Annotated in this window: 21 protein-coding genes; 6 read left to right on the plus strand and 15 right to left on the minus strand. The window is 63.6% G+C overall.

Features of this window, described 5'->3' with window-relative positions:
- Positions 1–85: 85 nt before the first annotated feature.
- The 4 genes from FJ938_RS02735 to FJ938_RS02750 form a co-directional block, all read right to left on the minus strand.
- Positions 86–1,249, minus strand: a complete 1,164-nt coding sequence (locus tag FJ938_RS02735) for an acyl-CoA dehydrogenase (RefSeq protein WP_140491110.1) — start codon at positions 1,247–1,249, stop codon at positions 86–88.
- A gap of 4 nt (positions 1,250–1,253) precedes the next feature.
- A complete protein-coding gene (locus FJ938_RS02740) occupies positions 1,254–2,348 on the minus strand; it encodes a carnitine 3-dehydrogenase (RefSeq protein WP_140690857.1) in 1,095 nt (364 codons plus the stop codon).
- Positions 2,345–2,974 (minus strand): HD domain-containing protein, encoded by a 630-nt coding sequence (locus tag FJ938_RS02745; protein ID WP_140690859.1) that lies wholly within the window; start codon positions 2,972–2,974, stop codon positions 2,345–2,347. Before FJ938_RS02745 ends, FJ938_RS02740 begins: the two co-directional genes overlap by 4 nt.
- Positions 2,975–3,053: 79 nt before the next feature.
- Positions 3,054–3,971: a 3-keto-5-aminohexanoate cleavage protein gene (locus FJ938_RS02750; RefSeq protein WP_140690861.1), complete on the minus strand. Its 918-nt coding sequence runs from the start codon at positions 3,969–3,971 to the stop codon at positions 3,054–3,056.
- 78 nt (positions 3,972–4,049) lie between these two features.
- On the opposite strand from FJ938_RS02750, the gene FJ938_RS02755 reads away from it, so the two are divergent.
- Positions 4,050–5,030: a GlxA family transcriptional regulator gene (locus tag FJ938_RS02755; protein ID WP_140690863.1), complete on the plus strand. Its 981-nt coding sequence runs from the start codon at positions 4,050–4,052 to the stop codon at positions 5,028–5,030.
- Positions 5,031–5,094: 64 nt separating this feature from the next.
- Here FJ938_RS02755 and FJ938_RS02760 read toward each other — a convergent pair whose 3' ends face one another.
- The 3 genes from FJ938_RS02760 to xylA form a co-directional block, all read right to left on the minus strand.
- On the minus strand, positions 5,095–5,892 hold the full coding sequence (locus FJ938_RS02760; RefSeq protein ID WP_140690865.1) for a TIGR01458 family HAD-type hydrolase: 798 nt from the start codon (positions 5,890–5,892) through the stop codon (positions 5,095–5,097).
- Between the two features lie 65 nt (positions 5,893–5,957).
- Positions 5,958–6,161: a hypothetical protein gene (locus tag FJ938_RS02765; RefSeq protein WP_140690867.1), complete on the minus strand. Its 204-nt coding sequence runs from the start codon at positions 6,159–6,161 to the stop codon at positions 5,958–5,960.
- A gap of 202 nt (positions 6,162–6,363) precedes the next feature.
- Positions 6,364–7,689, minus strand: coding sequence for a xylose isomerase (gene xylA / locus FJ938_RS02770; protein WP_140606652.1), 1,326 nt, complete (start codon positions 7,687–7,689; stop codon positions 6,364–6,366).
- Between the two features lie 113 nt (positions 7,690–7,802).
- On the opposite strand from xylA, the gene FJ938_RS02775 reads away from it, so the two are divergent.
- A complete protein-coding gene (locus FJ938_RS02775) occupies positions 7,803–8,165 on the plus strand; it encodes a nuclear transport factor 2 family protein (RefSeq protein WP_140606651.1) in 363 nt (120 codons plus the stop codon).
- A gap of 263 nt (positions 8,166–8,428) precedes the next feature.
- On the opposite strand, the gene xylB is transcribed toward FJ938_RS02775, so the two are convergent.
- The 3 genes from xylB to FJ938_RS02795 all read right to left on the minus strand — a co-directional run bounded on the left by xylB (position 8,429) and on the right by FJ938_RS02795 (position 12,009).
- A complete protein-coding gene (xylB, locus tag FJ938_RS02785; RefSeq protein ID WP_140606650.1) occupies positions 8,429–9,883 on the minus strand; it encodes a xylulokinase in 1,455 nt (484 codons plus the stop codon).
- An 80-nt stretch (positions 9,884–9,963) separates the two neighbouring features.
- A complete protein-coding gene (locus FJ938_RS02790) occupies positions 9,964–11,283 on the minus strand; it encodes a tetratricopeptide repeat protein (protein ID WP_140690870.1) in 1,320 nt (439 codons plus the stop codon).
- A gap of 102 nt (positions 11,284–11,385) precedes the next feature.
- Positions 11,386–12,009: a LysE family translocator gene (locus FJ938_RS02795; protein ID WP_140606648.1), complete on the minus strand. Its 624-nt coding sequence runs from the start codon at positions 12,007–12,009 to the stop codon at positions 11,386–11,388.
- Positions 12,010–12,524: 515 nt separating this feature from the next.
- On the opposite strand from FJ938_RS02795, the gene FJ938_RS02805 reads away from it, so the two are divergent.
- The 4 genes from FJ938_RS02805 (at position 12,525) to FJ938_RS02820 (ending at position 17,250) form a co-directional block, all read left to right on the plus strand.
- On the plus strand, positions 12,525–13,292 hold the full coding sequence (locus FJ938_RS02805) for a L,D-transpeptidase (protein ID WP_140690874.1): 768 nt from the start codon (positions 12,525–12,527) through the stop codon (positions 13,290–13,292).
- 284 nt (positions 13,293–13,576) lie between these two features.
- Positions 13,577–14,743, plus strand: a complete 1,167-nt coding sequence (locus FJ938_RS02810) for a diphosphate--fructose-6-phosphate 1-phosphotransferase (protein WP_140690876.1) — start codon at positions 13,577–13,579, stop codon at positions 14,741–14,743.
- Between the two features lie 44 nt (positions 14,744–14,787).
- Positions 14,788–15,507, plus strand: coding sequence for an MBL fold metallo-hydrolase (locus FJ938_RS02815; protein WP_140691042.1), 720 nt, complete (start codon positions 14,788–14,790; stop codon positions 15,505–15,507).
- Between the two features lie 207 nt (positions 15,508–15,714).
- Positions 15,715–17,250 (plus strand): DegQ family serine endoprotease, encoded by a 1,536-nt coding sequence (locus FJ938_RS02820; protein ID WP_140690878.1) that lies wholly within the window; start codon positions 15,715–15,717, stop codon positions 17,248–17,250.
- 56 nt (positions 17,251–17,306) lie between these two features.
- Here FJ938_RS02820 and coaA read toward each other — a convergent pair whose 3' ends face one another.
- The 5 genes from coaA to hisA are packed head-to-tail and all read right to left on the minus strand — an operon-like array spanning position 17,307 to position 21,049.
- Entirely contained in the window at positions 17,307–18,266 is a 960-nt protein-coding gene (gene coaA / locus FJ938_RS02825) for a type I pantothenate kinase (RefSeq protein WP_140690880.1), read from the minus strand.
- A 25-nt stretch (positions 18,267–18,291) separates the two neighbouring features.
- On the minus strand, positions 18,292–18,615 hold the full coding sequence (locus FJ938_RS02830; RefSeq protein WP_140690883.1) for a phosphoribosyl-ATP diphosphatase: 324 nt from the start codon (positions 18,613–18,615) through the stop codon (positions 18,292–18,294).
- Between the two features lie 60 nt (positions 18,616–18,675).
- Entirely contained in the window at positions 18,676–19,470 is a 795-nt protein-coding gene (gene hisF, locus FJ938_RS02835) for an imidazole glycerol phosphate synthase subunit HisF (protein ID WP_181168993.1), read from the minus strand.
- A complete protein-coding gene (locus tag FJ938_RS02840) occupies positions 19,467–20,303 on the minus strand; it encodes an arginase family protein (RefSeq protein ID WP_140690887.1) in 837 nt (278 codons plus the stop codon). Before FJ938_RS02840 ends, hisF begins: the two co-directional genes overlap by 4 nt.
- Positions 20,300–21,049: a 1-(5-phosphoribosyl)-5-[(5-phosphoribosylamino)methylideneamino]imidazole-4-carboxamide isomerase gene (hisA, locus tag FJ938_RS02845; RefSeq protein WP_140690889.1), complete on the minus strand. Its 750-nt coding sequence runs from the start codon at positions 21,047–21,049 to the stop codon at positions 20,300–20,302. Before hisA ends, FJ938_RS02840 begins: the two co-directional genes overlap by 4 nt.
- Between the last annotated feature and the right edge of the window lie 3 nt (positions 21,050–21,052).

The raw sequence follows: 21,052 nt of genomic DNA on the forward strand, positions 1-21,052 counted from the left end.
GTCATCTTTTCGTTTGAGCGCGATCCCAGGACAAACGATCTCGTTTGTCAGCCAAAACCGAATCTCGGCTTTGGACGATCATGCTCTAAGCGCCGAACGGACGCAGCAGCGCCCGCGAAATAATATGTCGCTGAATCTCCGACGTGCCTTCCCAGATGCGCTCGACGCGGGCATCGCGCCAGATGCGTTCCAGCGGCAAATCGTCCATCAGCCCCATGCCACCATGGATCTGGATCGCCTCGTCGGCAACATAGGCCAGCATTTCAGTGGCTTTCAGTTTGGCCATGGCCATGTCCTGATCGGTGACAGTGCCCTGATCGTACTTCCAGCCAGCCTCGAACACCATAAGGTCGGCGGCCTTCAGTTCGGTCGCCATGTCGGCGAGCTTGAACGACACGCCCTGGAACTTGCCGATCTGCTGACCGAACTGCTGGCGCTGCGCGGCGTACTCGACCGCGTGGCCAAGCGCCCGCTCGGCACGGCCGAGACAGGTGGCGCCGACCTGCAAACGCGTGGCGCCCAGCCAGGAATTAGCAACGTCGAAGCCTTTATGCACCTCTCCCAGCACCTGGCTCGCCGGCAGCCGGCAATCGTCGAATTCGAGAATGGCGTTGGTGTAGCCGCGATGCGAGACGTTGCGGTAGCCGTCGCGCACCGTGAAACCCTTGGTGCCCTTGTCGACGAAGAATGCGGTGATCTTCTTGCGCTTGCCGCGCGGCGAGTCCTCTTCACCCGAGGCCATGAAGACGATGGCGAAATCGGCAAGATCGGCGTGGCTGATAAAATGCTTAGTGCCGTTCAGCACCCAGTCGTCGCCATCCTGCACCGCAGTCGCCTTCATCCCGCGCAAATCCGAGCCGGCGCCGGGCTCGGTCATCGCCAGACAGTCCCATTTCTCGCCACGGATGCAAGGGAAGAGATATTTTTCGCGCTGTTCGGGCGTGCCGGCGAGCAGGATGTTGGAGGGGCGCGCCACGCAGGTCCAGTGCAGCGCATAGTTGGCACGGCCGAGCTCTTTCTCGTAGAGCAGCCAGGTCACCGTATCCAAGCCCGCGCCGCCGACATCGGCCGGCATGTTGGCGGCATAGAGCCCGGCTTCGATCGCCTTGGCCTTCAGCTCCTCTATGAGCTCGCGGCGCAGAACGCCGGTGCGCTCGACCTCGCGCTCATGCGGGTAAAGCTCATTCTCGACGAAGGCACGCGTCGTCTCGACGATGAGCTTCTGCTCTTCCGATAGACCAAAATCCATGGCCTCAGCCCTTCTTCTTGTTCTTCGGCTTGTCCGCCTTCTTCACCGGCTTGGAGGCCTTGGCCTTCTCGGCCGCTTTTGAAGCGGTCGGCTTCTTCGCCGCCAGCTTGGCGAGCTGCGTGGTGTAGTCCTTATGCAACGCGCCGGCGCCCCAGCCCTTGCCCTTGTTCTGCTTCGACAGCGCATCCATGATGGCGACCAGATTGTCGTCGCGAATCTTTTCCAGCTCGCGGATCGAGAGGCCATGCGCCTGGTCGTCCGACTGGGTGGCGATCATATCGACCAGCTCGTCGTTGAACTCCGGCACGTCCATCAGCTTGGTCCATGGCCATTTCAGGCAGGGCCCGAACTGGGCCATGAAGTGGCGCATGCCGGCTTCGCCGCCGGCGACACGGTAGACCTGGAACATGCCCATCTGCGCCCAGCGCAAGCCGAAGCCGTAGCGCATGATGTCATCGAGTTCCTCGACGGTGCAGATGCCATCCTTGATCAGCCACAGCGCCTCGCGCCAGGCGGCCTCGAGCAGGCGGTCGCCGACGAAGGCCTCAATCTCCTTGCGGATGACGACAGGCTTCATGCCGATCGAAGCATAGATCTCCTTGGCGACCTCGATCGCCTCGGGGAAGGTCTGGTCGCCGCCGACGATCTCGACCAGCGGCAGGAGGTAGACCGGGTTGAACGGGTGGCCGACGACCAGCCGTTCCGGATGCTTCTTCATCGCCACCTGCATGTCGGTCGGCTTGATGCCGGAGGTGGAGGAGCCGACAATAGCATTGGCCGGCGCATGGGTGTCGATCTCGGCCAGCACCTTGTGCTTGAGGTCGAGCCGTTCCGGCACGCTTTCCTGGATGAAATCGGCGTCTGCCACCGCCTCGGCGATGGTCTTGGCGAAGGTCAGCTTGCCTTCCTTGGGCAAGCCACCGGGCACCATCTGCTTGTAGGCGCGGCGCGCGCCCTTCATCACTTCGCTGACCTTGCGCGACGCCTCGGGATCGGGATCGAAGATCGCCACGTCGATGCCGTTGAGCAGCAGGCGCGCGACCCAGCCGGCGCCGATGACACCGCCGCCGATGGCGGCCGCCTTGTTGATGATGCTCATAGGGAGGCTCCGGTTCTTGTCCTGGCTGTTTCGGGATCGATGAGCGGCACGCGCTGGCCGGCGCGTATCACTGATGGGGCGTAGGCCTTGCGGGCGAAGACTTCGAGCACGAAGGGCCGGAAGAAGTCGATCGGCAGCGTCTCGTAATCGGGGTCGAAGCTCGACTGGTCCCAGCGCTCGCAGAACTGGTCGCAGTCGTCGAAATAGGCATGGCCGGCGAAACGGTCGCGGGCATGGCGGTTGCCGCCAAGATGATGGGCATAATAGAGCCGCTGGAAATCGCCGTGCTTTTCCACCACCCAGGTGCATTGCTCGCGCACGAAGGGTTTCAGGATCGACGCGGCATATTCGTCATGATTGTAGGGCGCATAGATGTCGCCGATGTCGTGCAGCAGCGCGCAAGTGATCCAATCAGTGTCGGCGCCGTCGCGCCAGGCGCGTGTCGCCGCCTGCAGCGAATGGCCGAGCCGGGTGATCTTGTAGCCCGAAAGGCCCTCATCGAGTTGCACCAGCACGTCGAGCAGCCGCTCGCCGGTCTTGGCGGCATAGTCGATCTCATGCGCGGTCAGGAACTCGTAGTCATCCCTGTCGCCATCCTTCATCGCGGTGAATTTAACGGTCGTCATCTGCGCCTCCCCGGTTGGCTTGCTGGGAGCATGGTCTTTTCCGAAAGCCGGCTACGGCTTTTCGGGATCAGGCTCTGGCTCACGCCGCGATCGGCGCCCGCTTGGTCAGGTTGAGCTTCTTGCGCACGTCCTCGGGCCCGAGGATCGTGGCGCCGAGATTGGTGACGATGCTGGCGGCGCGCTCGACCAGCTGCGCGTTGGTCGCCAGCACGCCCTTGTCGAGCCACAGATTGTCTTCCAGGCCGACGCGGACGTTGCCGCCGGCCAGCACGGCGGCGGCGGCATAGGCCATCTGGTTGCGGCCGATGGAAAAGGCCGACCAGGTCCAGGTCGACGGCACGTTGTTGACCATCGCCATGAAAGTGTTGAGGTCGTCTGGCGCGCCCCACGGCACGCCCATGCACAGTTGCACCAGCGCGTCGGGGTTCAGCACCTTTTCCTCGACCAGCTGCTTGGCGAACCAAAGATGGCCGGTGTCGAAGGCCTCGATCTCGGGCTTCACGCCGAGCGCCGTCATCATGCCGCCCATGGCGCGCAGCATGCCGGGCGTGTTGGTCATGACATAGTCGGCCTCGGCGAAATTCATGGTGCCGCAGTCGAGCGTGCAGATCTCCGGCAGGCACTGGCGCACATGTTCCATGCGGTTGGTGGCGCCGCCCATGTCGGTGCCCTTTTCGTTGAGCGGCAGCGGCGCTTCCGGCGAGCCGAAGACCATGTCGCCGCCCATGCCGGCGGTGAGGTTCAGCACCACGTCGACATTGGCCTCGCGGATGCGCTCGGTGACCTCACGATAGAGATGCACGTCGCGCCTGGGCTTGCCGGTTTCGGGATCGCGGACATGGCAATGGACGATGGCAGCACCCGCCTTGGCCGCGTCGATGGCCGAATCGGCGATCTGCTTGGGCGAACGCGGCACATGCGGGCTGCGATCCTGCGAACCGCCGGACCCGGTCACGGCACAGGTAATGAAGACCTCACGGTTCATCGCGAGCGGCATGGAATTTCTCCTCCCATAGAAACAGACCACAACAATGACCGACTTGCCGGAAACTGTTTTGCGTTTTACGAAGCTTCCATGATCAAAAGCGAAAAACCCGATATCTTTCGTGCCGAACGCTCGCCGCTCAAGGTGACGCTGCTGGTGTTTTCCGGCTCGTCCATCATGTGCGTCGCGTCGGCTGTCGATCCGCTGCGCGCCGCAAACCGCATCTCAGGCGAGACATTGTTCGATTTCAAGCTGGTCTCGGTGACCGGCGAGGCTCCGGTCACCACGTGCGGCCTGCCGGTGGCGGTCAGCGGCCGCTTCGATGCAAACGAACCAACCGACGTTCTTGTCGTCGTCGCTGGCTTCGGCACCCAGAACTACGCGACATCGGCGCTGCTCTCGGGCTTGCGCCGCGCGGCGCGGACGGCCCGCGCCTGCGGCGGCGTCGAGGCCGGCACATGGCTGGTGGCGCGTGCCGGCCTGCTGGAAGGGCGCAGCGCCACCACCCATTGGGAAGATATGGAAGATTTTTCATCGGCCTTCCCCGGCGTCGATGTCCGTCCGGACCGCTATGTCATCGACGGGCCGGTCTTCACCTCGGGCGGCGCCTCGCCAACCTTCGACCTGATGCTGCATCTCATTCGCACGCGCCTAGGCATGGCCGTGGCGCTCGATGTCGCCAGCGTCTTCATCTACGATCAGGCGCGCGCCGCGACCGATGCCCAACCGCTGGTCTCGCTCGGCCGGCTCGACGGCTACGATCCCCGTCTGGCGCAAGCCATCCGGCTGATGGAAGCGCATGTCGACCAGCCGCTGACCATAGAGGCGGTCGCCAAGCGCGCCGGCGTGACCGCACGGACACTGGAAAGCATCTTTCGCAAGTCGATCGGCGAGACGCCGGGCGCTTACTATCTCAGGCTGCGCCTGGGTGCCGCACGACGGCTGGTGGTCGACACGCGGATCGCGATGGCAGACATTGCCGGGCGGACCGGCTTTTCGTCCGCAGCCGCATTTTCCAGGGCGTTTTCCAGGGCTTTCGGTGAAGCGCCGGTCAGGCTGCGGCGCGGCTGACAATGCATGTCGCCCAAAACTGCCCAGCGGTTTAGGGCGACATGCATCAAAACAAAACAAAGACTTAAAGCGCGTCGCCTGAATCCGTTTCAGCGCGGCGCGCTTTAAGTATCCAGTCTGTCGCGGCGGCGAGGTCGTCGACCAGTGCCGTCGGCGCCGGGTCGAAGCGCGTTTCGTCGCCAGGACGGTACTTGCCCGTTCGCACGAGCAGCGCCGCGCCAAGCCCGGCGCGCAGGGCGCCGGCGACATCACTCTCCGCATCGTCGCCAACCATGATCGCATCGGCGGCCGGGCAATTCAAGCCGGCAAGCGCCGAGAGGAAGAAATCGGGTGACGGTTTGCCGAGCACGACAGGACTTCGCCCGCTGGCGAATTCGAGGGCCGCGACGAAGGCCCCGGCATCGAGGCTGAGCAGGCCGTCGGCATCCTTGAAGGTGCGGTTGGTGGCAAGAGCCAGAAAATCGGCGCCGGCAACGAGTTCGCGAAACGCCCGGTTGAGGCTTGCATGGTCGAAGGCATCGCCGGCGTCACCGACGACGACAGCGCGGCCATTGCCGCCGTCCAGGCCTGAAAACTCGGCTTCGAGGTCTGGATGGACGAGCAGATGAGGCTGGCGGTCGTGCCTGCGCAACCATTCGACCGCGGCACGCGCCGGCGTCAGCAGTTCCTCGTCCTTCACGCGGACGCCCAGAGCGGCAAGCTGTGCGAGGATTCTGTCGCGCGGCGAACGTGTCGTGTTGCTGACAAAGCGAAGCGGCAGGCCAGCCTTGCGCAGGTGTTCGACGGCGGCCACGGCGCCCGCGATCTGGGTGTCGCCATCGTAGACGACACCCAGAATATCCAGGAGCACCGCGCGTATCATCGATGCAGGATGGAGAAAGCGTCTCCATTCGTCAAACCGCGGAAGAATCTGAAATAACCGAAGAATCAGGCGGCGTCGCGGCCTTCGCTGACGATGCGCGAGCGCATGCTCTTGGCCAGTGCCGTTTCGAGCCGCGCGGCGACCGCGCGATCCCATTCATTTGTCTCGCGGGCGCTGTCTTTCGAATGCGGCAGCGCCATCAGCCGATCGATGATCGAACCAGCCTCGCCAGGTGAGAGTAGGGCGTCGATTTCACGTTCGTGCTGCATATCGTTTCGCCTCCTTTCCTTCCCGCCACGAGCCACTCTTATACGAGATTCGTGACGACCATTTGAAGGCAGGAGCGGGGCGATTAAGGGGCGGTGCGGGGCAAAAGATTGTCCCTGATTTCGGCATGGCGCGCAGAAGATTTCCGCGCGCCAACTTTCGAACGGATCGGTTGCCGGCCTGGATTGCTGGCTGGCAAACGTCTCAAACGTAGCGGTTGACGATGTTCTCCAGCAGCTCCTGGCGGCCGGAGCGCGGCTGCGGCTCGATCTTCTTCTTCACCACACGCTCGGCGATGTCCTCAAGCGTGCGCTTTCCCGACAGCATCGCCTTGGCCTCGGCGCTGTTCCAGCCGGCGTAGCGTTCGGCCAACGGTCCCGACAATGCCTTGTCCTCGACCATGCGCGCCGCCGCCTTGAGGCCGCGCGCGCAGGCGTCCATGCCGCCAATATGAGCGATCAGCAGGTCCTGCGGCTCGAGCGACTGGCGACGCAGCTTGGCGTCGAAATTGGTGCCGCCGGTCTTGAAGCCGCCGCCTTGCAGAACCTGGTAGTAGGCAAGCGCCATCTCCGGCACGTTGTTGGGGAACTGGTCGGTGTCCCAGCCGGACTGGTAGTCGTTGCGGTTCATGTCGATCGAGCCGAAAATGCCGAGCGCGTTGGCCAGCGCCAGTTCGTGCTCGAAGGAATGGCCGGCAAGGATGGCATGGCCTTGCTCGATATTGACCTTGACCTCCTTCTCCAGGCCGAAGCGCTTGAGGAAGCCATAGACGGTCGCGACATCGTAATCATACTGATGTTTTGTCGGCTCCTGCGGCTTCGGCTCGATCAGGATGGTGCCCTTGAAGCCGATCTTGTGCTTGTAGTCGACAACGAGGTTGAGGAAGCGGCCGGCCTGTTCCTGCTCGCGGGCAAGGTCGGTGTTGAGCAGCGTCTCATAGCCTTCGCGGCCGCCCCACAGCACATAATTCTCGCCCTTCAGCCGCTTGGTGATGTCGATGCAGCTTTTCACCGTCGCGGCCGCATAGGCAAACACATCCGGATCGGGATTGGTGGCGGCACCAGACATGAAGCGGCGGTTGGAAAACAGGTTCGCCGTACCCCACAAGAGCTTGACGCCAGTCTGCTTCATCTTGGTGGCGAAATAATCGGCGATCTCATCCAGGCGGGCGGCGCTCTCGGAAAAATCCTTGCCCTCCGGCCGCACATCGGCGTCGTGGAAGCAGAAATAGGGGGTGCCGAGCAGCGAGAACATCTCGAAGGCGACGTCCGCCTTCAGTTTTGCCAATTCCATCGTGTCGATGCCGCCGGCCTTGGGGAACCAGGGGCGATCGAAGGTCTGGCCGCCGAACGGATCGCCGCCCGGCCAGGCGAAGGAATGCCAATAGGCGACGGCAAAGCGCAGATGATCCTCCAGCCGCTTGCCGGCCACCATTTCGTCCGGGTTGTAGAACCGGTAGGCCAGCGGATTGGTCGAATCCGGTCCCTCATATTTGATCTTCTGGATGTTGCCGAAAAATCCGCTGCTCATAATTCCTGTCCTCTCTCGAATAGTTCGCCCTGATTACCTCAGGCGTAATTGGTTTCGGTCCTGGGCTGGTCGAAAGGGCTGGTGTCAAAACCGTCAGACAAAGGAGACAGACCATGACCGACCTCAACAGAATAGCCGAGGGCTACATCACCGCCTGGAATGAAAGCGACGCCGGCCGCCGCGCCGAATTGCTCAAGGCGACCTTCACCGAAGATGTCAGCTATCGCGATCCGATCATGCAGGGCGACGGCCATGACGGCGTCGCGGCCCTGATCGACGGGGTGCAGCATCGTTTTGCCGGCTTCCGGTTCTCGCTGAAGGGCATGCCGGACGGCTATGCCGACAAGATCCGCTTCTCCTGGAACCTTGGCCCCGAAGGCACGGACTCCGTCGTCGAGGGTACCGATATCGGCGTCATCGAGAACGGTCGGCTGAGGAGCGTTACCGGCTTCCTCGACAAGGTGCCGGCGCAGTGAGGAAAGTCCGCGAATGTGCGGTGGAACGCACCAATCGCCAAGATGGGCGCTGCCCCTCATCGCCCTGCCGGGCACTTCTCCCCGTATAGTGACGGGGAGAAGGGGACTGTCCCCAACTCCGGCACCCTTCTTGAAACAATGGCGATTGGCGAAATCGGCGATGCTAGCGCCCCTCTCCCCGTCTCTATACGGGGAGAGGATGCCGGCAGGCAGGTGAGGGGCAGCGCCAGCGTGCGGAAAAGAATGGTTGGGTGGGCGCCAGCTCACGCGGTTACGGCCTTGATTGCCGGATAGAGCGCGCGGTAGCGGTGATAGGCATCCGCGTAAGCGCCGCCGAGAGCGGCATCCGGCTCGATCGTGGCATCTGTCCTCGGCGCGGAGCAAACGGCCAGCGGATCGGCGCCGGTCGCGGCGATCAATCCAAGCCTGGCGGCGCCGAAGGCGGCGCCGAAATCACCGTCAGCGGGGATATCGACCGGCATCTGCAGCGCGGTGGCAATCGCCTTCAGCCAGTAGCGCGAGCGCGACCCGCCGCCGATCGCCGTCACCCGCGTCAGCGTGGTGCCAGCTTTCTTCAGGGCTTCGAGGCTGTCGCGGAAGGCAAAGGTGACGCCTTCGAGCACCGCCTGCGTCAGTACGGCGCGGCTGGATTCATGGGCCAGCCCGGTGAAGGAACCACGAATGGCGGAATCATTGTGCGGCGTGCGCTCGCCCGAGAGATAGGGCAGGAAGGACACGCCGCTCGGCGCCTTCAGGGCATCGCCGAGTTCCGATGTCAACTCGCCCGCCCCTTTGCCGGTAATTTCCGACAACCAGTTGAGTGAATCGGTCGCTGACAGGATGACGCCCATCTGATGCCAGGTGTTTGGCAGGGCATGGCAGAAGGTATGGACCGCGCTTGCCGGGTTCGGCAGATAGGATGCGTTGGCGGCGAACAGCACGCCCGACGTGCCGAGCGAGACGAAAGCATGGCCGGCACCGACCGTGCCCATGCCGCAAGCGGAAGCAGCATTGTCGCCGGCGCCTCCGGCAATGGGGATGCCAGCCTCCACGCCCCATTTCGATGCGAGTTCGGCGCGCAACGCGCCGGCCTTTCCGGTGCCCTCGACAAGAGACGGCATGTGCTTCTCGTCAAGAGAGGTGGCCGCGAGCAGGTCCGCGGACCAGCGGCGCTTGCCGACATCGAGCCAGGAGGTACCGGCAGAATCCGACATTTCCGAAATATGTTCGCCAGTGAGCCAAAGCCGCAGGAAATCCTTTGGCAGCAACACCTTCGCCACCTTGGCAAAGACGGCGGGCTCGTTGTTTTTCACCCAGGCGAGTTTCGGCGCGGTGAAGCCAGGGAAAACGATGTTGCCGGTGAGCTGGCGGAAGCGCGGATCGGCGTCGAGCGCTGCCGCCTCGACATGGCTGCGCGTGTCATTCCACAGGATGCAGGGGCGCAGCACCTTGTCGGCCGCATCGAGCAAGGTCGCGCCATGCATCTGGCCCGACAGGCCGATGCCCTTCGCCGCCGCCAATTGCTTAGGGTGGGATGCCTTGAGTTCGGCAATCGCGTTTTCGCAGGCGCGTATCCAGTGCGACGGGTCCTGCTCGGACCAGCCGGGATGCGGCCGCGAGACGTCAAGTGAACCATGGCCGGAGCCGATGACGGTCTGTCCGGCATCGATCAGCAGCGCCTTGACGCCCGACGTGCCCAGATCGATGCCGAGAAACATGTTTTCCTCCCACCATTATTTTTTTCGGAACTCGAAAAAACCCCGGCCGAGCCAGTTTCTAAGGCAAGATCCGCTCCGGGTCAATTCTCTGACAAATCGGCCGCGCGCCGCGAAAACAACGCCGCCAGCGGACTGTCCGGCCGCGCCATCGAACGCTCGGCCGTGAGCGCCGTGGCGAGCGCGCCGTCACCGGCCCTTAGCGCCGCTTCGATCAGCGTCAGGTCGATGACGTCGCGCTGCGCATGGCTGCCGCCGAAACGGTCGGCGATCGCCCGGATCGGCCGGATCAGGCCTATGGCCTCAGGGTAATTGCCTTCGCCGAACGCCTTGATTCCCAGCGTAAAGGGGTGGCCGACATCCCGGGTGAACGTGGCATTGTCGTCATTACCGGCCATGGCCTCGCGCTGCGCCTCGAGCAGGGTCCGGGCCGGCGCGTCGAGCCCGGCGCCTACAAAGGCCATCATCGCATGCGCGTCGTTGAAGGCGTAGTTGGCGGCGCCGGCCTTGGGAGCCCAATTGGCGGCCAGCGCTGCCCAGCGGTCACCGACATCGGCGCCGCCGAGATAAAGCCGCCACAGGATCGCCGAGGCATCGACCATGTTGAGCGCCAGCATCGATCGCGCGCCGTAGATAGGACCGTCATAGAGCGCCAGCACCTCATCGGTATCGCCGAGGTCATAGTGGAACAGCGCCAGGTGCCACCAATTGTGCACCTTGAGGAAGCTCTCCCTTGTCCATGCTTCCGGATTGGCGCGCATCCAGGCGATGCCATCCCTTTGCCGGCTTTGCATTTCCATGACATGCGCCACGGCGTGCTGCGCCCAGCCGTCGCGCGGCTCGATCTCGACCGCCGTGCGGCCGAGCTTTTCGGCCCGTATGTACTCGCCCATCTCCTCCAGCCCGAAGGCCTGCATGCCGAGAATGGCATGGTAACCCGGCATGTCGCTTTGCCATGACGGCAAGGCGCGCGCGATGCGATCACGCAGCATACGGGCGTTGCCGGTGAAGAAGTCGATCTGGTGCCCGACCTGCAGCGCCACCGCGTCGAGCGGGAAGTCGATGGCGATGTCATCAAGAATGCCCGCGGCCTCGTGCCAGCGCCCGTTGGCGAGGCGGCCGAGGGCCGAGACATGCGCCTGCTCGCGCTTTGTCGCGGCAAGTGGCAGCGCCGCCTCATGGCAGGCCCTTGCCACCGCCATCGCCTCGCGCTCGAGGCCAAAGAGATAGCCCTTGAAGACATGCGCCATCACAAAACCGGGATCCTGCGCGATGGCGCGGTCGACGGCAGCCACCGGATCGCCGATAAAGCATTGCAATTGGCGCACCGCCTGGCTGTAGAGCGTGAACCCCGCTTCCGTCGCGCCTGAAAATGCCAGGCCGAATGCATCCTTGACTGGCATGCCTCGTCTTCCAAGAGCCGTATAAGGTCCGATCCTAGAGCATGATCAGCGGCCACGCCAAGCCCAGCGTCGCGGCAGGCGGTCACCCGGTTGCTCGAACCTCTAATTGCCCGAACGCATCGCCATCGTGGCGATGCCGGCGCCGACCAGCAGCGTGCCGCCGGTGCGGTTGAAGATGCGGATCGCCTTGGGATTGCGCACAACGGCACGTGCCCGCGAAGCGACCAGCGCGTAGCCGAACGCATTGGTGAAGGCCAGCGCCAGGAAGGTCGTCTCGAAGGTCAGCATCTGAGGCCAGAAGTCGGCATGCCGGTCGAGGAACTGCGGCAGGAAGGCGACGAAAAAGGTGATGCTTTTCGGATTGAGCGCGGTGACTAGCCAGGCATGCGCCATCATCCTCGCGGAGGAAACCGCATCGCTTCGAGGCTCGGCCTTGAGCGCGCCGCCGGCGCGGAACAGTTTCACGCCGAGATAGATCAGATAGCCGGCGCCGATCAGCTTCAGGATGGTGAAGACACCAGCCGAAGCGGCCAGCAGGGCGCCAATGCCCAGCATCGACAAGGTCATGGCGGTGAAGTCACCCAGCGCCACGCCAACGGCCATCGGCAGGGCGGTGCGCCAACCCTGGCCCAGCGCATAGGACACGACCAGCAGGATGGTCGGGCCCGGAATGATGAGAAGGATCGTCGACGCGGCGGCGAAAGCGGCCCAGTTTTCGAAGGACATGTCTGTCTCCCTTGGGTTAAGGAAAAGGATAAATCCTGAGCCCTGGGAGAATGTAAAGAGGCCTGGTTTTTGTTTTACGCAAAATACGGGCGCAAAAGACCGCCATGCAGTTTTCCTGGAAATTGCCACACCATCAATTGCGCCAACGGCAGGTCGGCGTCAGCTCGCGACGCCCAGCCTGCTCACCATGTCGGCCAGGCTGACATTGGCACCGAGAACCATAGCCGCGACAATGGCAGCGGCAAAAAGCTTGATGTCGGTTTTTAACGTCTTGCACATGGAGGTCCCTCGCCGATCGTCCGATGCTTAGGAAAGGCCGGCGCCGGCATTATGACCTCGCCTGGGTGTTTTTATGCAGGAACGCCCGGTCGGCCGCCGCCGGGTGTGGCCGGACGCCGCCAGGCGGCGCGCAAATGCAGGCGGTGCAAGGCATTCACGCTTTATCAACCATGAATGACGAAAATGCCTGACATTGGCCGGACCGTGCTTCCCGCCGACAGCGTAGGGTTGGGTATATGCGTGAGTTGCCGCAAGGTCCGACGCCATCACAAAACGGCGACGCGATCGAAACCGATATTCTTCTCTCCCGCCGCGCCATTTTGTCTGGCGCAGGCGCATTGGCTTTGCTCGGCGTCGCCGGATGCTCGACGTCGGGCGGCGATCTGCCGGCACTTCAACTCGACGACACGGTCACCGGCTCGGTGCGGCCGATCCGCCCCGCGATCAGCGTCGACAAGAACATCACCAGCCCCGACGTCATGTATGCCGGTTTGACCGATGGCGGCTTCAACGTGCCTGAGGTGCCTTACCTGAAGGTCGAGCCGGAATTCCGCCGCCAGATCGTCGTCGATCCTACCGGCGAGGCACCCGGCACCATCGTCGTGCGCCTGCAGGAGCGCAAGCTCTATCTCGTCCAGACTGGCGGCGACGCCATCCGCTACGGCGTCGGCATCGGCAAGGACGGTTTTCGCTGGTCGGGCCGCGCCAACATCCAGTACGGCCGGGAATGGCCGACCTGGACGCCGCCGCCCGAAATGATCGCCCGCAAGCCTGAACTGGTGAAATGGCAGGGCGGCCAGCCCGGCGGCCTCACCAATCCGCTCGGCGCCCGCGCGCTCTACATCTACCAGAACGGCAAGGATACGGGCTACCGCATCCACGGCTCGCCCGAGTGGTGGAGCATCGGCCAGGCGATGTCGTCGGGCTGCGTGCGCCTGATCAACCAGGACATCATCGACCTCTACAGCCGCGTTTCGAAGAAGAACCCGGTCGTCGTCGTCTGATCGTTTCAGGCGGCCGGCGGCGGCCTTCTGTTCTGGTTTGAGCATGATCTTTTCCGAAAACCGATCCCTATTTTTCGGGATCATGCTCCGGACTCTGCCGTTGCGCGACGCCGCAAGACAGGCGAAGGTGGCCTGAAAACCATCGCCTGGAGCCGGGTGATTTCAGGTCCATTCGACCTGGAATCTGAATCTGTCTCCAAATTCAGAAAATAGAACATGATGTCGTCCGAAAACTGCTTCACACTTTTCGGCATCGTGCTCTAGGCTCTAGGGAGAGATCAAGCATGGCCGGAACCTTCGTCATCGCGCAGGGCGGCGGCCCGACCGCCGTCATCAACCAGACGGTTGTGGGCGCCACGCTGGAGATCCGCAAAAGGCACCCCGGCGCCAAGGTGCTGGGCTCCATCCACGGTGTGCGCGGCATCCGAGACGGCAATTATGTCGACCTCTCCGCCATCCCGGAGGACCGGCTGCGGCTGATTGCCGGAACGCCAAGCGCGGCGCTGGGCTCGACGCGCGACAAGCCGGATGCCGCCTATTGCGAGGTCATCCTCAAGGGCCTGCAGAAGGCCGGCGCCGACGCCTTCATCTATATCGGCGGCAACGACACGTCGGGCACGCAACAGATCCTGACCGACGCCGGCGGCGGCAAGATCGCCTTTGTCCATGCGCCCAAGACCATCGACAATGATCTCGAGGCGAACGACCATACGCCGGGCTTCATCTCGGCGGCCGAATTCGTTGCCGGCGCCTTCCTGTCCGTGGACCTCGATTTTCGCGCCCTGCCCGGCATCTATGTCGGCATCGTCATGGGCCGGCATGCCGGTTTCCTGACCGCGGCGGCCGCGGCCTGGCAGCTTGATCCCGACAGCGGCCCGCACCTTGTCTACGTGCCGGAGCGGGCGTTCTCGGCGGCCGGCTTCATCGACGATGTGCGCGCCACGCTCGACCGCCACAAGCGCTGCATCGTCGCCGTGTCGGAAGGCGTCAGCACCGCCGACGGCAAGGCATTGGTCGAAAGCCTGGTGCCCCCGGAGAAACTGGAACGGGACCAGCATGGCAACGTCAAGCTGTCGGGCAGCGACCTGCCGGCGGCGCTTGAAAGGGCCCTGGCCGACGGACTGCCAGGCAAGCGTGCCCGCGTCGATGCCCTTGGCTACATGCCGCGCGGCTATGTCGGCGCTATCAGCGCGGTCGATGCGCAGGAGGCTTTCGATGCCGGAGCCTTCGCCGTCTCTGTCGCCGAACAGGGCGGCGGCTCCGTGGCGCTGCAATATGACGGCACCAAAACGGTGTTGAAGAAGGTGCCGCTGAAGAATGTCGCCGGCAAGACCCGCCACATGCCGGATAATTTCATGAAAGCCGACGTCAACCAGCTGTCCGATGCCGGCATGGCCTACCTCAAGCGGCTGGTGCCGGAAAAATACAAGGTCGGGAAACCGTTCGTCTAATGCCCGGCTCACACTTGATGTCCGGCTCACACATGATGCCGGCAATGCCGGACTGGTTCAGCAAGAGTATCGTCGACGAGAAGACGACGATGCTGACCGAACCATTCGTGCATGGCTATGTGCGCGCCAATATCTGGCATCTGCACGGCCGCGACGCCGACCTTCTGGTCGACACCGGCATGGGCATCTGTCCGCTGGCGCCGGAGATCGAGACGCCAAATGGCAAGCCGCTTCTGGTGGTCGCGACGCACATCCATCTCGACCATATCGGCTCGCTGCACGAATTTCCGCTGCGGGCCGGGCCAAGGATGAGTGCGGCGCAGTTCGAAACCATGGATGACGCGGCGACCTACGCCTACATGTTCCACAACCTCGAAGGCGCCGTCTCGAAACTGCCGGCGCCAGGCTGGAGGTCGGCTGATTACAAGATACCGCCGGCGCCATTGACGCGGACGCTTGGCGAAGGCGACGTCGTCGATCTCGGCGACCGGCACTTCCGCGTCCTGCATCTGCCTGGACATTCGCCGGATTCGATCGCGCTGTTCGACGAGGCCGACGGCCTGTTCTTCAGCGGCGATGCCATCTACGACGACACGCTGATCGACGATCTGCCGGATTCCGACCGCGCCGCCTATATCAGCACGATGCGGCGCCTGCTCGACCTGCCGATCCGTATCGGCCATGGCGGCCATGGCCCGAGCTTCGACGGCAAGCGCATGCGCGAGATCGCGTCGGCCTATCTTAATCGCCATGACGATCCGTGAGCCCGTGCTGAATTAAATCTTCGTAAGGTCGGCCCAAAACCCTAAATCAGGCCGATCCACGCCCTAGATAACTGGTTGTCGATCCGGCGGGCCGCCATGTACGGCGAGGCAGGCGATCCCGGTGGTCGACACGCCGACAGGCGCGGCTCCCAAGTGCGCCTGCGGCGCCGGTTCAACGCTCGCCCGGACAGAACGACCATGTCACCCATGAGCATTCTTCGCAGACATCGCGTCGCGGCCCTGCTGGGCGCTGCGCTGATCATCTCCCCCGTCGTCGTCTCATTCGCCCAGAACACCGGCAACACCGGCTTGAGCACCGTCGCTGCGACGACCCAGACCCCCGTCGTGGGGACCAAGGCCCCTAATGGTTCGCTGGCGCCGGTCGTGGCCACCACCAAGCCGGCCGTCGTGACGGTCACAACGGTCATGAAGGCACAGGCACAAACCATGGGCGAACCCTCGCCCTTCGGCGGCAATTCGCCTTTCGATGACTATTTCCGCCAGTTTTTCGGTGATCAGGGCGCTCCGATGCCCAGAACGCCGCCCCAGCAGGTACCGCGCCAGGAAGCCCTCGGATCCGGCTTCATCGTGGGCGCGGATGGCACCATCGTGACCAACAACCACGTCGTCGACGGCGCCACTTCGATCAAGGTCACGCTCGACGACGGCACCGAGCTTCCCGCCACGCTGGTCGGGCACGATGCCAAGAACGATCTGGCGGTGCTCAAGATCAAGACCGACAAGCCGCTGCCCACCATAAAATGGGGCGATTCCGACAAGCTGATGACCGGCGACCAGGTGCTGGCGATCGGCAATCCGTTCGGCATCGGCACCACCGTCACCTCCGGCATCGTCTCGGCGCGAGGCCGCGACCTGCACAGCGGACCGTTCGACGATTTCATCCAGATCGATGCTCCGATCAACCACGGCAATTCCGGTGGCCCGCTGGTCGACGTGAACGGCAATGTCGTCGGCATCAACACGGCGATCTACTCACCCAACGGCGGCAGCGTCGGCGTCGGTTTCGCCATTCCGTCCGACCAGGCCCAGAAGGTGGTCGCCAAGCTGATGAAGGGCGGCAACATCGAATACGGCTATCTTGGCGTCGAGATCCAGCCTGTGACCCCGGATGTAGCCAGCGCCATCGGGCTCGATCATCCCGGCGGCGCACTGGTCTCTCAGGTCAATGATGGCTCGCCCGCGGCCAAGGCAGGCGTCGAGAGTGGCGATGTCATCACCGGCTTCGCCGGACAGGACGTGAAAGACCCCAAGGACCTGTCGCGGGCCGTCGCCGACGTCGCGCCGGGCGTCAAGGAAACGCTTCAGGTCTGGCGCAAGGGCAAGGCCATGCAGATTTCCGTCGATGTCGGGCGCAACCAGGACGAGGTGAAGACGGCATCGACTGGCAATTCCGGCGCGCCGAGCGCCGAGCAGGGTACGCGCGCGCCGGCGATCGGCCTTGGCCTGATGGACATCACACCCGATATCCGCCAGCAGATGAACCTCGCCGAGAATGAGCATGGGGCGGTGGTTGCGAGCGTCAATCCCGACAAGCCGGCGGCCGCCGCCGGCATCCAGCCTGGCGATATCATCGTCGCCGTCAATCAGGCGCCGGTGAAGAGCGTCAGACAAGTGACACAGGCGATCGCCCAGGCAAGCAAATCAGGCCGCAAATCGGTGTTGCTGCTGGTGGAACGCGACGGTGGCCAGATCTACGTCGCCGTGCCATTCGCCAATGGCTGAGTCGTGGCGCTGATTTGAACAGCGGCGTGGCGGGCTCGTCGGCGACGAGCCCGCCGTTACAGTTTGCGCAGCGCCACTTCCTCGACCAGATGGTCGGCGCCCTTGCGCAGGATCAGGTCGGCGCGGGCGCGCGTCGGCAGGATGTTCTCGCGCAGGTTCTTCAGATTGATGTTGGTCCACAGGCCCTCCGCGATCGCGCGGGCCGAATCCTCCGACAGCTGCGAATAGCGATGGAAGAAGGAGTCCGGATTGCGGAAAGCGGTCTCGCGCAGCCGCATGAAGCGCGAGATATACCACTGATGGATCAGCTTCTCGTCGGCATCGATGTAGATGGCGAAATCGAAGAAGTCCGATAGAAAAGGCACGATCTTGCCGTCCTGCGGCAGCTTGCCCGGTTGCAGGACATTGATACCCTCGAAGATCAGGATATCCGGGCGGTCGATGGTGACGAACTCGCCGGGAATGACGTCGTAGGTGAGATGCGAATAGACCGGCGCCTGGACGCTGCTCTGCGCCGATTTGATGCCCGAGAGGAAACGCAGCAACGCGCCGACATCGTAGCTGTCGGGGAAACCCTTGCGTTCCATCAGGTTTTCGCGGCGCAGCACCTCATTGGGCTGCAGGAAGCCGTCGGTGGTGATGAGATCGACCTTGGGACTCGACGGCCAGCGGGCCAGCAGTTCCTTCAGCACGCGCGCCGTGGTCGATTTGCCGACCGCAACGGAACCGGCGACGCCAATGATGAACGGCGTCTTGACCACGTCGACGGCGTTGAAGAAGGCCTGGCGCTGCCGGAACAGAAGCTGGCTCGCCTCGACATGGGCGGACAGAAGCCGCGACAGCGACAGATAGATGCGCTTGACCTCTTCGAGGTCGACCGGATCGTTGAGCGAACGCAGGCGGCGGAACTCGTCCTCGCTCAGCGTCAGCGGCGTGTCGGCGCGGAATTGCGACCATTGCTCGGCCGAGAAGAAACGAAAGGGGGAATATTTCTCGGTTTGCGCGAGCTGATCCATCGAGTTTCCTGTCCCTTCCTCGCGATCAGCCCTTGGGCCGCGACGCCTTCTCGGCGATGCCCGAGCGCCCGGTGCGACTCTCAAGCTCCTTGAGCACGTCGCCCAACGGCACACCCGAAATGCCGAGAACGACAAGCCAATGATATATGAGATCGGCACTTTCCGAAACGAGAGCCGGCTTGTCGCCGTGAACAGCGGCGATCACCGCCTCGACCGCCTCCTCGCCGAGCTTCTGCGCCGCCTTGTCGATGCCGCGCGCGAACAGTTTTGCCGTCCACGAGTCGGGATCGCCGGACTCGGCGCGCTCCCGGACGATTTTTTCCAGATCGGACAGAGAAAACTCGGCCATGGCTGCCTATCTTCTTGTTTAGGCCTGATCTTTCCCGAAAGCCGGCTTCGGGATCATGCTCTAGGACCTGTTGCCGAGGGAGTCCAGCCGCATCGGCAGGCCGGCCTCAGCCATATGCGCCTTGGCTTCGGCGATCGTATAGGTGCCGAAATGGAAGATGGATGCGGCGAGCACGGCACCGGCATGACCATCGCGAATGCCTTCGACCATGTGATCGAGCGTGCCGACACCGCCGGACGCGATGACCGGCGCGCGCACCGCGTCCGCAATCGCGCGGGTGAGCGCAATATCATAGCCGGCCTTGGTGCCGTCGCGGTCCATGGAGGTCAGCAGGATCTCGCCGGCGCCGCGATCGACCATTTGCCGGGCGAATTCCACCGCGTCGATGCCGGTCTTCTCACGCCCGCCATGGGTGAATATCTCCCAGCGGTCGATCTCGCCGGGGCCGGACACTTTCTTGGCGTCGATGGCGACGACGATGCACTGGTTGCCGAACTTGTCGGCGGCCTCGGCGACGAAATCCGGATTTTTCACTGCGGCCGTGTTGATCGACACCTTGTCGGCGCCGGCCAGAAGCAGTTTCCTGATATCGGCGACCTGGCGCACGCCCCCGCCGACGGTCAGCGGCATGAAGCATTGCTCGGCGGTGCGGGCAACGACATCGAAGATGGTCTCGCGATTGTCCGACGACGCCGTGATGTCGAGAAAGCACAGCTCGTCGGCGCCGGCGGCGTCATAGGCCTTGGCCGCCTCGACCGGATCGCCGGCGTCGACGAGATCGACGAAGTTGACGCCCTTGACGACACGGCCGTCCTTGACGTCGAGGCAAGGGATGACGCGGGCTTTCAGCATCAGCGGCCCTCTATGGTGGCGATGAGATCGTTGAGCAACTGGCCGACCATCGGCGGCACATCGCCCTGGGCATCGAAGGCCGGATCGTAAGCGGAAACGGTGATGCCAACGACTGGCACCGAAAGCGCCATGGCACAGGCCGCGTCGCGCAACTGTTCCGGGTTCGGACCGCCGGGGGTGACGTAGCGGTTTACCTGCAGATCATTCGGGTCATGCACGTCGAGATCGATATGCATGTGCACCCTTTCGGCGCCGGCGGCCTTCAGCTTTTCCGTCGCCTGCGCCCAGCCAGGACATTCCGTCTGGATGACGGGCAAAGTCTCGAGAAGTTTTTTCTCCGCCGGATCGAGATCGCGCGCGTTGACGAGCACGCAACGCTGGGGATCGATCGGCTTGAAGCCTGGGATGGACCCCGCCATCGGGCGCCAGCACAGGCCAAGCACGGTCGCCAGCGCCATGCCGTCGAGAAAGCCGTACATGGAGGTTTCGGGCGTGTTGAGGTCGCCATGCTGGTCGGCCCAGATGATCGCATCGGCGCCTTCGCCGGCTACGGCACCGGCTGATGTCAGGCAGTTTCCGGCGAGCACGATGGGAAACCGTCCCCTGTCGATGGCAATGCGGACCTCGCCGGAGACGGCGTTGCAGACGGCAAAGCCGGTGGCGATCTCGCGTTCCTGGTCATCGCCGACCTTGCCGATATCCTCGACGACGACGTCGTGGCCGGCCATGGTCAGCGCGTCGACGAGCCCGCCCGATATCAGCGCATCCGGCCCTTGGCCCATGCCGCCGTGATAGTGCCCGCTATCATAAGAGGCGAGAATGATGGAGATTTTCACAACCGCGTCTCCACCGCCGCCTTGCCCTGCAGGATCGCCAGCGCCTCGGCCGGATCGATACGGCCGTCATAGAGCGCGCGCCCGGAAATGGCGCCCTCGAGCTTCTGTGCATCGGGCATGGTCATGCGCACGATGTCGGCGATCGAGGCCAGCCCGCCCGAGGCGATGACCGGGATCGATACGGCATCGGCGAGGTCGATGGTGGCGTTCCAGTTGATGCCGGTGAGCACGCCGTCGCGGTCGATATCGGTGTAGATGATGGCGGCCACACCCACACCCTCGAATTTCCTGGCGAGTTCGATGACGCCGAGGCTGGAGGCTTCCGCCCAGCCCTCGACCGCAACCTTGCCGCCCTTGGCGTCGATGCCGACGGCGATCTTGCCCGGAAAGGCTTTGCAGGCCTGCTTGACCAGATCGGGATCGCGCACGGCGACCGTGCCAAGGATGACGCGGGCAAGGCCACGATCGAGCCAGTCCTCGATCTGGTCCAGCGTGCGGATGCCGCCGCCAAGCTGCACCGGGTTCTTCGTCGCCTTGAGAATGGCGCCGACAGCGGCGCTGTTGACGCTCTGGCCCTTGAAAGCGCCGTTGAGGTCGACGACGTGCAGCCATTCGAAGCCCTGTTCCTCGAAGGCTCTCGCCTGCGCGGCAGGATCATCGTTGTAGATGGTCGCGGTCGCCATGTCGCCGTGCTTGAGGCGCACGCATTGGCCGTCCTTGAGGTCGATGGCTGGAAACAGGATCATCCG

The organism is Mesorhizobium sp. B2-4-14, from assembly GCF_006442155.1.
Taxonomy (GTDB): domain Bacteria; phylum Pseudomonadota; class Alphaproteobacteria; order Rhizobiales; family Rhizobiaceae; genus Mesorhizobium.